This is a genomic window from Bacillus sp. FSL M8-0256, assembly GCF_038005765.1.
Lineage (GTDB): Bacteria > Bacillota > Bacilli > Bacillales > Bacillaceae > Bacillus > Bacillus safensis.
Genome location: NZ_JBBOTU010000001.1, coordinates 2,666,686 through 2,679,617, shown reverse-complemented (window position 1 = coordinate 2,679,617; position 12,932 = coordinate 2,666,686). Strand labels below are relative to the sequence as shown.

The window sequence follows — 12,932 nt, the reverse complement described above, 5'->3', positions numbered from 1 at the left end:
GCTTATGTGGGCATATGATGACAGAGTTTTCCCTGAAGTCTAAGAAATTCTTATTGTAGTAAAACGAATTTTGATTTAAAACTTTTAAATTTCGGAAAATTTTAATTTATGTACGCGGTTTCTTGACGCTTTTTTGACATAGGAGTAAAATGAAATTGTCAATAAATTTGAATAAAGTGCTTACAATTGAAAGAAGCGGGGGTAAGACAATTTTCAAGCAATTGCACTTTTTTTACTAGGGGGTAAAGTAATGTCGGGGAACAAAGAATTTTTTTATCGGAGATTGCATTCTTTGCTTGGCGTCATTCCGGTCGGTCTATTTTTAATACAGCACTTAGTGGTTAACCACTTTGCGACAAATGGACCAGAGGCGTTTAACAAAGCTGCACACTTTATGGAACAGCTTCCTTTCAGATATGCACTTGAGCTGTTCGTGATTTTCTTACCACTGATCTATCATGCTGTTTATGGGGTGTACATAGCCTTTACGGCACAAAACAACACGTCTCGCTTCAGTTACTTAAGAAACTGGCTGTTCAGATTGCAAAGAATTTCAGGTATTATCACATTGATTTTTGTCTCTTGGCACGTATGGGAAACACGAATTCAAGCTCAGCTTGGAGCTGAAGTCAACTATGACATGATGGCGAATATTTTAAGCTCTCCATTTATGCTAGGCTTCTATATTGTCGGCGTTTTATCTACTATTTTCCACTTTGCTAATGGCTTGTGGTCATTTGCTGTCAGCTGGGGAATTACTGTTTCACCACGCTCACAACGAATCTCCACATATGTGACATTAGGTATATTTATAGCGCTTTCATATGTAGGGCTAAGAGCAATTTTCGCTTTTGTTTAAGAGGAAATAGATTAGTAGAAGAGGGAGAGGGGCTACAATGAGTAATTCTAGCATCATCGTTGTCGGAGGCGGCTTAGCTGGTCTCATGGCAACTATTAAAGCAGCAGAAGCGGGAACAGCTGTTCAACTATTTTCAATCGTACCTGTGAAACGTTCGCATTCTGTATGTGCACAGGGCGGAATCAACGGAGCGGTCAATACAAAAGGTGAAGGGGATTCACCTTATGAGCATTTTGATGACACGGTATACGGCGGAGATTTCTTAGCCAACCAGCCGCCAGTAAAGGCAATGTGTGAAGCAGCGCCGTCCATTATCCACTTACTTGATCGTATGGGTGTTATGTTTAATAGAACACCAGAGGGATTATTGGACTTCCGCCGCTTCGGGGGAACACAGCACCACCGTACCGCGTTTGCTGGAGCTACAACAGGCCAGCAGCTATTATACGCACTGGATGAGCAGGTTCGCCGCTATGAAGTAGCAGGACTTGTCACGAAATATGAAGGCTGGGAATTCCTTGGCGCTGTTTTAGATGACGAGGAAGTATGCCGCGGGATTGTCGCGCAAAACTTGACGACAATGGAAATTGAATCCTTCCGATCAGATGCAGTTATCATGGCAACAGGCGGTCCTGGAATCGTGTTCGGTAAATCAACAAACTCTATGATTAACACTGGATCTGCAGCATCTATCGTCTATCAGCAAGGTGCGCATTATGCAAATGGAGAATTTATTCAAATTCACCCGACAGCGATCCCAGGAGATGACAAGCTTCGTCTTATGAGTGAATCAGCTCGTGGTGAGGGCGGACGTGTTTGGACATATAAAGACGGGAAGCCTTGGTACTTCCTTGAAGAAAAATACCCAGCATACGGGAACCTTGTACCACGTGACATTGCAACGCGTGAAATCTTTGACGTATGTGTCGAGCAAAAGCTTGGCATCAACGGAGAGAACATGGTATATCTTGATCTTTCTCACAAAGATCCAAAAGAGCTTGATATTAAGCTTGGCGGAATCATTGAAATCTATGAAAAATTCATGGGTGACGACCCGCGTAAGCTGCCGATGAAAATCTTCCCGGCTGTTCATTACTCTATGGGCGGATTATGGGTCGATTATGATCAAATGACGAATATCAAAGGTCTATTCGCTGCCGGAGAATGTGATTACTCAATGCACGGCGGAAACAGACTTGGTGCAAACTCACTTCTTTCTGCGATTTACGGCGGAATGGTCGCTGGACCAAATGCGGTGAAGTACATTAACGGTCTTGAAAAATCTGCGGAAGACCTTTCTTCTGCACTATTTGACAGCGCCGTGAAGAAAGAGCAGGAGAAATGGGACAACATCCTCAGCATGGATGGTACTGAAAATGCGTACGTGCTTCATAAAGAGCTTGGAGAATGGATGACGGATAACGTTACAGTGGTTCGTTACAATGACAAACTCTTAAAAACAGATCAGAAGATCGAAGAACTAATGGAACGCTACAAGAAGATCAACATCAATGATACCGCATCATGGAGCAACCAAGGCGCTGCCTTCACGCGTCAGCTTGACAATATGCTTCAGCTGGCAAGAGTCATTACGATCGGGGCATATAACCGGAATGAAAGCCGAGGCGCACACTATAAACCGGAATTCCCAGAAAGAAACGATGAAGAATTCCTTAAAACAACGATGGCTACGTTCAAAGGGAAAAATCAAAAGCCTGCATTCCACTATGAGGACGTCGATGTATCGTTAATTGCACCTCGTAAACGAGATTACTCGAAGAAAAAGGTGGAGAAATAAGATGAGTGAAAAAAACACAATTCAATTCATTATCACACGTCAAGATACAGCAGATGGAAAGCCTTATGATGAGGAATTCGAAATCCCTTACCGTCCGAATATGAACGTCATTTCTGCACTCATGGAAATTAGACGTAACCCGGTCAATAAACAAGGTGAAAAAACAACAGCGATCAACTGGGACATGAACTGTCTTGAAGAGGTGTGCGGAGCTTGTTCCATGGTTATTAATGGAACACCGCGCCAGTCATGTACAGCACTAATTGATCAATTAGATCAGCCGATTCGTCTCCAGCCGATGAAGACATTCCCGGTCGTGAGAGACTTGCAGGTTGATAGAAGCCGCATGTTCAACTCCTTGAAAAAAGTAAAAGCATGGGTGCCGATCGATGGCACATATGATCTTGGACCTGGACCAAGAATGCCTGAGAAAAAACGTCAATGGGCGTATGAGCTTTCTAAATGTATGACATGTGGTGTCTGCCTTGAAGCTTGTCCAAACGTAAATGATAAGTCTTCCTTTATGGGCCCTGCTCCGCTTTCGCAAGTTCGTCTATTTAACGCACATCCGACAGGTGCGATGAATAAGTCTGACCGTCTAGAAGAAATTATGGGAGACGGCGGTCTTGCGAACTGCGGGAACTCTCAAAACTGTGTGCAGGCTTGTCCGAAAGGAATCCCGCTGACAACGTCAATTGCAGCACTTAACCGAGATACAACATTACAAGCTTTCCGTAACTTCTTCGGAAGCGATCACGCAGAATAACATCACATTCAGTCCTCTTTGCCAATCATGATGAGTGTTTACAAGAGGCTGGATGGAACACAAAATAAACGCCTCTTCCAATATGGGAGAGGCGTTTATTGATGAATAAGGAGATGATGAAGTGAGACTTCCATCATATATTGAGGAACCATTTGAAGAATGGAGAGCATCCTTTCGATTTTATGTCGAAACGACTGTCCGTTTTTCAGAAACGGATATGTTCGGCCATATGAACAATGTCACCCCTTTTGTGTATTTTGAAGAAGCACGGATTGCCTTTTTTCAAAAAACAGGAATTGTGGATAAACGAATGAAACGTGTGAAAGAGACGATTACAGTCGTGGCAAACCTGCAATGTGATTACATCAAACAGGTGGAGATTGGGGAGCGGCTTCGTGTGTATGTAAAGCCGGAAAAAGTCGGATCAAGCTCACTTATCCTTCATTATTTAGGAGAAAACGAGCAGCAGGAACCATGCTTTACAGGCTCAGTCACCATGGTGCAAATTAATAAAGAAACAGGCGCATCTGTCCCATTTACAGAGGAAGAAAAAGAGACATTTCAAGCTCAGCGAAATGGGTAGCATGCAGCCTCAGCAACGTGTAAGCTTCATTTTGTTATAATAAAAAGACCATATTAAGAAGAACAAAAGGAGAACACATGAAGATTTTTCAATATGACACCATTGATAGTACAAATAATGAAGCGAAAAGGCTCATTCAGCAAGGAGTAAAACCTTCATTTGCTGTCTATGCACATCAGCAGACAGAAGGGAGAGGCAGGCTAGGCAGACCGTGGGAAACGCCAGCAGGGAATGTCGCTTTGACCATGACGGTTTTGCCGCCAGAAGAACTCTCCACCCAGTCAACGATTGCTCCGCTGACGGCACTAGCAATCTACGATGTACTCAAACCTCTCATAAGGGCTGAGGATCAGCTGGCGATCAAATGGCCAAATGATATTCTCATCAATGAAGCAAAGGTATCAGGCACATTGATTGAAGCGGACCGTAACGCCATTTATATCGGAGTTGGCATCAATGTGAAGACAAAGCCGGAGCACGTTCCGTACAAAACCATTTGTCTATCAGAGCTTACAGAGGTAAAAGCCGATCAGCTTGTGAAGGAACTTGCCGCCGCTTTTGAAAAATATCATACACGCTGGAAGAATGAAGGGTTTGAAGCACTCACTTCCCTCTATAACAAACGGTTATATCGTCTTCATAAACCGCTGCGGATCTCGTTAGACCGTGAAAAACAAACATGGGAAGAGGGCATTTGGTGCGGAGTCAACCGCTACGGTCATCTCCAGCTCAAAGATGAGAAAGGGCAAATAAAAGCTCATTCTGCCGGAGATATCGATGCACCGCTTCAGCATTAAAAAAAGCAGACGAGAACATCGTCTGCTTTAAGCTTCTCTTTTAATATGAGGCTGAATCACATAGTCTTGTTTTGTGAAAACAACTCCGTCTAGAATTTCTCTTGCAGTTCGAATGACTTTGACTCTGTTTTGAGAGATGTCAATTTCCGTTTGCATAATCCCGGCAGGATGCCCAATACGAAGGGTGTCATCTTGACCTTGGAACAGCTGAGAAGGAAGCGTTTCATCCAAGAAACAGCTGGCCGTTACACAGACAGAACCAGTAATGGCAAGTGCTTGGTGTGGCCTTTGCATCGATAGCATACGAACGATGATGTCCATATCTTCTGCTCGTCTCAAGATTCCATTTGTATCTACATAATCAGCAGGCTCGCTGATGAGCGCAAGCTTTGGAACAGCTGGAGACTGTAATGTGGCCATTTCTTTTGGTGCAAAGTGACACATTTCAGCAGCGAGAGAACGAATTTCTTCTAAATCATCCAGTAATTCGTCTGTAAACTCTTCAGGTAATTCAGTTCCTTTTAATTGAATATCTTTCGCGCGAATAAAGGCAATTGGATTTGCAATGTCAACGATCGAGATTGGAATCTCCCCAAACTTTGTTTGAATCGTATCAATTTTGTTTCCAGTCGGATAGGTTTTACCTGTGACAGCTCCTTCAGGTTTCTCAAAGGATAAATAAATGGGAGAACCAGTTCCTTTTACGCCTGGAATTTCTGCCTGTCCTTCAAATTTTACTTCCCCATTTTCAACTTCGACCTCTGCCGTAATGACTTTATTTGTATTGGTATTGAGGATACGTACAGTCGTAATGGGCTCAACTGCTTGAACAAGTCCTTTAATGATCGCATATGGTCCAACGGCTGATGAGATGTTCCCGCAGTTTCCTTTAAAGTCGACATATCTCTCATTAATACTGACCTGTGCAAATGTATAGTTCACATCCACATCCGGGCGTGTGGCTTTATCGATAATGGCCACTTTACTTGTTAAAGAATTACCGCCGCCGATCCCATCGACCTGCAGCCGGTCAGGACTGCCCATAATGTCTAATAGAAATGCCTCGAGCTCATCGTGTTCATATGGTGCATTGTCAGCGTGAATGAATACTCCTTTGCTTGTACCGCCTCGCATGATTGTGATTGGAACTTTTCTCATGACTCTCACCCTCAATTTTTAATTAACTGTTTATCTAACCAAAATGGTAAAGTATAATAAGAAATAAGTTAAATACATTATTTTAAGAGAAATCAATAAAAATATTTTATAATTAGTAAAAAAGGAGGGCATACAATGGATGAAAAAGATTGGCGGTTTTTAAAGGTACTTTATGAAGAAAAGAACATCACAAAAGCGGCAGAAAAATTATTTGTCTCTCAGCCTGCCTTAAGCTATCGATTGAAACAGCTTGAAGAGGAGTTTGATATGAAACTTTTCTTTAAAAGAAAACGAGGAATTGAATTTACATCAGAGGGCGAATACTTGGCTAAATACGCAAATGACATGCTCAAACAGCTGCAGCAAACGAAAGATGGCATGCTCAATATGCAAAAAAAGGTCAAAGGAACGATCCGGTTAGGGGTCTCAAGTAACTTTGCCCAGTATAAACTGCCAGAAATATTAAAAGAATTTTCTAAGCAGTATCCACATGTTCAATTTATGGTCAACACAGGCTGGAGCACAAAGGTAATGGATTTATTAGGAACATCAAGTGTGCATTTAGGAATTTTAAGAGGTGATTATGACTGGAATGGAGAGCGTTTTTTGCTCGATAAAGAGCGTCTTTGCATTATTTCAAAATCAGAAATTCAGCTAAAGGATCTCCCGAATCTGCCGCTCATTGACTATCATACAGACAGTTCATTAAAACGGCTGATTAACAGATGGTGGCAGGAAACATTCACAATGCCTCCGCTTGTCACGATGGAGACAGACCGTCAGGATACATCAAAAGAGATGGTGAAGCATGGTTTAGGCTATGCCATTGTCCCAGAAATTTGCCTCAGACCAAGTGATGAGTTATTTGTAAAAGGACTTTCGTATAAAGATGGACAGCCTGTTTTAAGAGATACATGGCTCATGTACCAGCCAGACTCACTTCATTTGTCTGTGGTGAAAGCGTTCATTGAGTTTTTAAGAAATCAGCAAGGTTGATTATAAAAGAAATTTATTGAATATACGAAAAAATCAATATTTTCATTATAAAAAAAGCTATTATATCCTTGAAATAGAAAGCGCTAACATATAGATCGCAAGTGCAAGGGGGCGCTTGCAGATCATGTAAAGAAGAGGATGGAGGGATATAAAGTGCTAGCTATTTTAGGGATCTTGATGGTCTTGACATTTACATTTCTCATTATGACAAAACGTATGCATCCGGTGGTGGCTCTAACCGTTGTACCTATCATATTTGCATTGATCGGCGGCTTTAACAAAGGGTTAGGGGACATGATGCTTGATGGACTGAAAACTGTTGCACCATCAGCTGCTTTATTGTTATTTGCGATTTTATTCTTCGGTGTCATGCTGGATGCTGGATTGTTTGATCCTCTGATTAAACTCATTCTACGTATTGTAAAAGGTGATCCTGTCAAAATTGCTTTTGGGGTAGCGATTTTGTCTATGCTTGTTGCATTAGATGGTGATGGAACAACAACGTACATGATTACCGTATCAGCTATGCTGCCACTTTTCTTAAGAATTGGGATGAACCCATTAATTTTAGGAACAATTTCATTATTATCATTAGGAATTATGAGCGGAATGACGCCATGGGGCGGTCCAGCTACTCGTGCAATCGCGGCGCTTGGATTAGATGCAGGCGAATTTTTCATTCCATTACTCCCAACGATGGTTGGAGGCGGTCTTTTTATACTTTTTACTGCTTATGTACTTGGGAAAAAAGAAAGAAAACGGATTGGGATTGCAGAGATTCAGTACAAAGAAGAGCCGTCTATTTCTCCTGAATTGGCTGCGTCAATTGAAGATGGAGTAGCCGATATCAAGAGACCGAATCTGATTTGGATTAACTTCTTCCTTACAGTTGCTGTCATGGTCACACTCGTCATGGATATCATCCCAATTCCTGTACTCTTCTTAATTGGATTTGTCATCGCTCTGATGATCAACTATCCAAAGGTTGAAGATCAGCGCGAGCGAATTTTATCTCATGCAGGAAACGCATTAACGGTTATCACACTTGTATTTGCCGCAGGGATTTTCACAGGGATTTTTTCTGGAACAAAAATGGTTGAGTCCATTGCCAATTTGGTCATTTACATGATTCCGGATTCCTACAGCTCATTTTTCCCGCTGATTGTTGCTTTGACGAGTATGCCATTTACATTTGTGCTCTCAAACGATGCTTACTATTTCGGAGTGCTGCCAATCCTGGCTGAAGCCGGCGCAGCTTATGGGATTGATCCGGTGGAAATTGCACGTGCCTCTATCATAGGGCAGCCTGTTCACTTACTGAGTCCGCTTGTAGCTTCAACACTGCTGCTTGTCAGTATGCTGAACAAAGATATTGGTGATTTGCAAAAATATGCACTGCTATGGACCGTGTTAACTGCCCTTTTTACAACACTTATTGCATTGTTAACAGGCGCCATTTCAATCTTTTAAATACCACGCAAAAAAGGACGATGTCTCGGGGAGGAGACTCGTCCTTTTTTGCGTGGATGAAAGCGCAGAATTTGGACGCTGATATGCGGGATTTCTTGATTTTAACGTCACCTACCTCAGGCACCCGGCATATGATATCTCGACTATACAGAATCCCATTCTATAGAGACTAGAGCTCTCACCTTAGCAAGGAGGGTTACAATACTTGAAGGAGAAAGAGTTTCAATCCAAGCCGCTATTAACCAAAAGAGAAAGAGAAGTATTCGAATTGCTCGTCCAAGATAAAACAACAAAAGAAATTGCAAGCGAGCTTTTTATTAGCGAAAAGACTGTTCGAAATCATATTTCGAATGCCATGCAAAAGCTAGGAGTCAAAGGCCGTTCACAGGCCGTAGTCGAGCTTCTGCGTATGGGTGAGCTAGAGCTCTAAAGTCAGCCGGTTTTCCTTCCATATTGGGGAGGAACCGGTTATTTCTATATGGTTTCCATGAGTCTCTTCTTGCATTTTCTTTAAAAAACGAGGAAAATAGACATATACGTTTTAATCAAAGTGAGATGCTATAGTGAGGTATCAATAAAATGGAAACGAATGAATCAGGCCATGTTGCAGAGATTGAAAAATCATTACGCCACATTGCCGCAATTATTAAGCAAAAAGGCAGAGAAATCCTCAATCAATATACGATTACACCTCCACAATTCATCGGGCTTCAGTGGCTTTATGAATTCGGAGATATGACAATAGGTGAGCTGTCACAAAAGATGTACTTGGCTTGCAGCACAACCACTGATTTAATTGATAGAATGGAAAAAAGTGAACTTGTCGAACGGGTGAAAGATCCATCTGACCGCCGCGTGGTTCGCATTCATTTATTGCCTGAAGGCGAGCGGATCATTCAAGAAGTGATTGCTAAACGCCAAGAATACGTCAGTGAACTTCTAGGGGCTTTCTCAGAAGAAGAAGCCATCGTTTTCAACCAATCCTTAACGAAACTACAGCAGCAAATGAAAAGAAAATGAGGCGATTTTGTTGGATCAACCAATCGGCGTCATTGATTCCGGCGTCGGCGGTTTAACCGTTGCAAAGGAAATCATGAGACAACTGCCAAAAGAAAAAATCATTTATGTAGGCGATACAAAACGATGTCCATATGGCCCGCGGAAAGAAGAAGAAGTTCTTCAATATACGTGGGAAATGGCACACTACTTACTAAAACACCACCATATTAAAATGCTCGTCATTGCATGCAACACAGCAACGGCGATCGCACTGGATGAAATTAAAGCAACGCTTGATATTCCGGTTATTGGCGTCATTCAGCCTGGTGCCCGTACAGCGATCAAGGTGACAAACAACCAGCATATTGGCGTTATTGGCACTATCAATACGATCAAAAGCGAGGCATACAAAGAAGCGCTGCTGTCACTAAAAGCAGGTCTAACGGTTCAAAGTTTGGCGTGTCCGCTCCTTGTCCCATTTGTGGAAAGCGGTACGTTTTTAGATCAGACAGCAGAGGCAGTGGTCAAAGATTCCCTTGAACCGATGAAAGAAACAGGAATTGACACTCTTATTCTTGGCTGCACACACTATCCGATTTTAAAAGAGCCGATTCAGCGCTTTATGGGCAGTGATGTCAGCATTATTTCATCAGGAGATGAGACCGCGAGAGAAGCAAGTACGATTCTTTCATATAAAGGGCTGTTAAATACCTCTAAAGAAACGCCTGTCCATACATTTTACACAACAGGGCAGCAGCAAAATTTTCAAAACATCGCTCGTGACTGGTTTGGCTACCTGCCAGGGAAGGTCGAAACCGTGTCACTTGAACACATCTACCAGCAATAACCCGCTTCTATTTGAAGTGGGTTATTTTTTTATGAAAAGGGTCTAATCCTCTGGGGGAGCTCGTATACATAGTAGTACAAACTACTAGAGGAGGGTGAAGTATGCTGAAAAAAGGATCTACAGCAGCTGTTACGTGTATCGCGTCAGCCATGCTTTTGTCAGGATGCGGATTGTTTCAAACAGACCAAGCGAAAACAGAGATTGATCCACCACAAAACGTCACATATGTGAAAGAAAATAAAGAAGATAAACAAACAGCCAAAGAAGGAAAAGAAGAGAAGCAGGCAGATACGGTCATGAGAGAATTATATTTAATTGATAAAAACGGGTATGTCGTCTCTCAATCCATTCCACTGCCGAAAAATGAAGGAAGTGCCAAACAAACCCTTGAATATCTCGTGGATGGGGGACCTATTTCTAACTTAATGCCGAATGGCTTCAGAGCAGTGCTGCCAGCGGATACGCGCGTATCTGTCGATATTAAAGACGGAACGGCGGTTGTCGATTTTTCAAATGAATTTAAAAACTATAAAAAAGAAGACGAGCAGCGCATTTTGCAATCTGTCACTTGGACGTTAACTCAGTTTGATTCCATAGCCAAAGTCAAATTGAAGATGAATGGACATGAACTAAAAGAAATGCCAGTGAACGGTACACCTATCTCAGATGATTTAAGCAGAGAAGACGGTATTAATATCCAGCACGAGGCTGCTGCTGATATGACAGCGACAAAGCCAGTGACGGTTTACTATTTAGCTGAATCTGATGAACAGACGTACTACGTTCCGGTGACCAAAAGAGCGCCAAAAGACGAGGATGATCCGATTACAGCAGCAATTGATGAGCTCGTCTCTGGACCAAGCAAAAAAAGCCATCTGCTTACAGACTTTGATCAAGATGTGAAGCTGAATGATGTACCAAAAGTAAAAGATGGCCATGTGACACTTGATTTCAACGAATCTATTTTTGGCAGTGCGGATGAAAAGAAAAAGGTTATTTCACAAAAAGTTCTTGATAGCATTGTGCTCACATTAACCGAGCTGCCGGACGTCAAAAGCGTATCAGTCAAGGTGAACGGCAAGGCTGAGCTTGTGAACGAAAAAGGAGCAGAGCTCACAAAGCCGGTTTCACGACCAGAACAAGTGAATACAGGTAGTTTTTAACGTCACACATTGATATAATGGAGAAAAAGAGGCATGCATATTCGCTGCCTCTTTTTTATTCCAAGCGATTAGAACGAGCTGAGGTTGTCAAAGTTAGTAGGAGAACCCCGCTGGCACTCGCGAGGAATGTATATCGTAACGGAGGTAAAACATGAGATTAGATGAAAGACAATATGACGAATTGAGAAAAATTGAAATAGAGGCAGGCTACATTACGCATCCAGAAGGATCTGTCTTAATCTCAGCGGGAAATACGAAGGTGATTTGTAACGCATCGATCGAAGACCGCGTACCTCCTTTTTTAAGAGGAGAAGGAAAAGGCTGGATTACAGCAGAATATAGCATGCTTCCAAGAGCAACTGCACAAAGAACGATAAGAGAATCATCTAAAGGAAAAGTCACAGGGCGTACTATGGAGATTCAGCGTTTAATTGGACGAGCACTCCGCGCAGTCGTTGACTTAGAAAAGCTTGGCGAACGCACCATTTGGATTGATTGTGATGTTATTCAAGCAGACGGCGGCACACGCACAGCATCCATCACAGGTGCTTTTGTTGCCATGACACTTGCGATTCAAAAGCTGCGAGCTGAAGGAGTCATCAAAGAAAACCCGATTACTGATTATTTAGCGGCGATATCCGTCGGAATTGATTCTCAGCAAGGTCTTCTGTTAGATTTAAACTATGAAGAAGATTCTTCTGCTGAAGTAGATATGAATGTCATCATGACAGGCGCTGGTCGCTTTGTTGAACTTCAAGGAACAGGCGAAGAAGCGACATTCTCAAGAGAACAGCTAAACGGACTGCTTGATTTAGCCGAAAAGGGCATCAAAGAATTAATCGAAAAGCAAAAAGCAGTAACAGGAGAAGTCATCGAATAAAGAGAAGGGTTTGATCAGGATGAAAACAGCCATCATTGCAACGCACAATGCGGGCAAAGCGAAAGAATTCAAAGCCATTCTTGAGCCAAAAGGATTCACGGTCAAAACACTAGCAGACATTGGCTTTACTGAAGAAATTGAAGAAACAGGACAAACCTTCGAAGAAAATGCCATCATCAAAGCGGAGGCCATTCAAGCCAAAGCAGGTGAAATGGTCATTGCAGACGATTCCGGTCTGTCGATTGATTATCTGGGCGGAAAACCTGGCGTGTATTCAGCGAGATACGCAGGTGAGCATAAAGACGATGCGGAGAATGTGGAAAAAGTGCTGAGCGAACTTCAAGGCATTGAAAAAGAAGACCGAACAGCCAGATTCAGATGTGCCCTTGCTGTCAGCATACCGGGAAAAGAAACAAAGACGGTAGAAGGATCAGTAGAAGGCTTCATCGCAGAAAAACCAATCGGCGAAAATGGCTTCGGATACGACCCAATTTTCATCGTCAAAGACAAAGACCAGACGATGGCCGAATTATCACCAGAGGAGAAAAACAAGATCAGCCATCGAGCGGTCGCGCTTCAAAAGCTTTCATCACTGCTAGACGCAAATGAATAAGGG

Annotated in this window: 14 protein-coding genes; 13 read left to right on the top strand and 1 reads right to left on the bottom strand. The window is 42.5% G+C overall.

The genetic code is table 11. The features are described 5' to 3' along the window. Nucleotides 1-250 precede the first annotated feature (250 nt). The 5 genes from NSQ76_RS13800 to NSQ76_RS13780 all read left to right on the top strand — a co-directional run bounded on the left by NSQ76_RS13800 (nucleotide 251) and on the right by NSQ76_RS13780 (nucleotide 4,803). Entirely contained in the window at nucleotides 251-859 is a 609-nt protein-coding gene (locus tag NSQ76_RS13800) for a succinate dehydrogenase cytochrome b558 subunit (protein WP_024423213.1), read from the top strand. Between the two features lie 37 nt (nucleotides 860-896). Continuing rightward, complete coding sequence (gene sdhA / locus NSQ76_RS13795) at nucleotides 897-2,657, top strand: succinate dehydrogenase flavoprotein subunit (RefSeq protein ID WP_024423212.1); 1,761 nt, start codon at nucleotides 897-899, stop codon at nucleotides 2,655-2,657. A gap of 1 nt (nucleotide 2,658) precedes the next feature. After that, nucleotides 2,659-3,423: a succinate dehydrogenase iron-sulfur subunit gene (gene sdhB, locus NSQ76_RS13790; protein WP_060596956.1), complete on the top strand. Its 765-nt coding sequence runs from the start codon at nucleotides 2,659-2,661 to the stop codon at nucleotides 3,421-3,423. 121 nt (nucleotides 3,424-3,544) lie between these two features. Beyond that, the gene (locus tag NSQ76_RS13785) at nucleotides 3,545-4,006 is read left to right on the top strand and encodes an acyl-CoA thioesterase (protein WP_024423210.1); all 462 of its coding nucleotides are present in this window, start codon (nucleotides 3,545-3,547) and stop codon (nucleotides 4,004-4,006) included. 77 nt (nucleotides 4,007-4,083) lie between these two features. Next, on the top strand, nucleotides 4,084-4,803 hold the full coding sequence (locus NSQ76_RS13780) for a biotin--[acetyl-CoA-carboxylase] ligase (protein WP_341054338.1): 720 nt from the start codon (nucleotides 4,084-4,086) through the stop codon (nucleotides 4,801-4,803). A 27-nt stretch (nucleotides 4,804-4,830) separates the two neighbouring features. Here NSQ76_RS13780 and NSQ76_RS13775 read toward each other — a convergent pair whose 3' ends face one another. Continuing rightward, complete coding sequence (locus NSQ76_RS13775) at nucleotides 4,831-5,961, bottom strand: 2-methylaconitate cis-trans isomerase PrpF family protein (protein WP_024427166.1); 1,131 nt, start codon at nucleotides 5,959-5,961, stop codon at nucleotides 4,831-4,833. Nucleotides 5,962-6,096: 135 nt separating this feature from the next. Between NSQ76_RS13775 and NSQ76_RS13770 the strand changes: the two genes are divergently transcribed. The 8 genes from NSQ76_RS13770 (at nucleotide 6,097) to NSQ76_RS13735 (ending at nucleotide 12,929) form a co-directional block, all read left to right on the top strand. After that, nucleotides 6,097-6,957: a LysR family transcriptional regulator gene (locus NSQ76_RS13770; RefSeq protein WP_024423208.1), complete on the top strand. Its 861-nt coding sequence runs from the start codon at nucleotides 6,097-6,099 to the stop codon at nucleotides 6,955-6,957. A 153-nt stretch (nucleotides 6,958-7,110) separates the two neighbouring features. Next, a complete protein-coding gene (locus tag NSQ76_RS13765) occupies nucleotides 7,111-8,427 on the top strand; it encodes a CitMHS family transporter (protein ID WP_024423207.1) in 1,317 nt (438 codons plus the stop codon). A 205-nt stretch (nucleotides 8,428-8,632) separates the two neighbouring features. Then, the gene (gene gerE / locus NSQ76_RS13760; protein ID WP_003184172.1) at nucleotides 8,633-8,857 is read left to right on the top strand and encodes a spore germination transcription factor GerE; all 225 of its coding nucleotides are present in this window, start codon (nucleotides 8,633-8,635) and stop codon (nucleotides 8,855-8,857) included. A gap of 149 nt (nucleotides 8,858-9,006) precedes the next feature. Next, on the top strand, nucleotides 9,007-9,447 hold the full coding sequence (locus NSQ76_RS13755) for a MarR family winged helix-turn-helix transcriptional regulator (RefSeq protein WP_024423206.1): 441 nt from the start codon (nucleotides 9,007-9,009) through the stop codon (nucleotides 9,445-9,447). Nucleotides 9,448-9,454: 7 nt separating this feature from the next. Then, complete coding sequence (gene racE / locus NSQ76_RS13750; protein ID WP_369810464.1) at nucleotides 9,455-10,273, top strand: glutamate racemase; 819 nt, start codon at nucleotides 9,455-9,457, stop codon at nucleotides 10,271-10,273. Nucleotides 10,274-10,374: 101 nt separating this feature from the next. Next, nucleotides 10,375-11,436 carry a GerMN domain-containing protein gene (locus NSQ76_RS13745; RefSeq protein ID WP_024423204.1) on the top strand — a complete coding sequence of 354 codons (1,062 nt, stop codon included), beginning with the start codon at nucleotides 10,375-10,377 and terminating at the stop codon, nucleotides 11,434-11,436. 151 nt (nucleotides 11,437-11,587) lie between these two features. Beyond that, nucleotides 11,588-12,316 carry a ribonuclease PH gene (rph, locus tag NSQ76_RS13740; RefSeq protein WP_024427165.1) on the top strand — a complete coding sequence of 243 codons (729 nt, stop codon included), beginning with the start codon at nucleotides 11,588-11,590 and terminating at the stop codon, nucleotides 12,314-12,316. Nucleotides 12,317-12,326: 10 nt separating this feature from the next. Continuing rightward, on the top strand, nucleotides 12,327-12,929 hold the full coding sequence (locus tag NSQ76_RS13735) for an XTP/dITP diphosphatase (protein ID WP_162860205.1): 603 nt from the start codon (nucleotides 12,327-12,329) through the stop codon (nucleotides 12,927-12,929). Nucleotides 12,930-12,932 lie beyond the last annotated feature (3 nt).

Bases quoted from the DNA above. Each gene is read 5' to 3' on its own strand.
- sdhB (WP_060596956.1), top strand. From the start codon at position 2,659: ATGAGTGAAAAAAACACAATTCAATTCATTATCACACGTCAAGATACA.
- rph (WP_024427165.1), top strand. From the start codon at position 11,588: ATGAGATTAGATGAAAGACAATATGACGAATTGAGAAAAATTGAAATA.
- NSQ76_RS13770 (WP_024423208.1), top strand. From the start codon at position 6,097: ATGGATGAAAAAGATTGGCGGTTTTTAAAGGTACTTTATGAAGAAAAG.
- NSQ76_RS13775 (WP_024427166.1), bottom strand. From the start codon at position 5,961: ATGAGAAAAGTTCCAATCACAATCATGCGAGGCGGTACAAGCAAAGGA.
- NSQ76_RS13755 (WP_024423206.1), top strand. From the start codon at position 9,007: ATGGAAACGAATGAATCAGGCCATGTTGCAGAGATTGAAAAATCATTA.
- NSQ76_RS13745 (WP_024423204.1), top strand. From the start codon at position 10,375: ATGCTGAAAAAAGGATCTACAGCAGCTGTTACGTGTATCGCGTCAGCC.
- sdhA (WP_024423212.1), top strand. From the start codon at position 897: ATGAGTAATTCTAGCATCATCGTTGTCGGAGGCGGCTTAGCTGGTCTC.
- NSQ76_RS13780 (WP_341054338.1), top strand. From the start codon at position 4,084: ATGAAGATTTTTCAATATGACACCATTGATAGTACAAATAATGAAGCG.
- NSQ76_RS13800 (WP_024423213.1), top strand. From the start codon at position 251: ATGTCGGGGAACAAAGAATTTTTTTATCGGAGATTGCATTCTTTGCTT.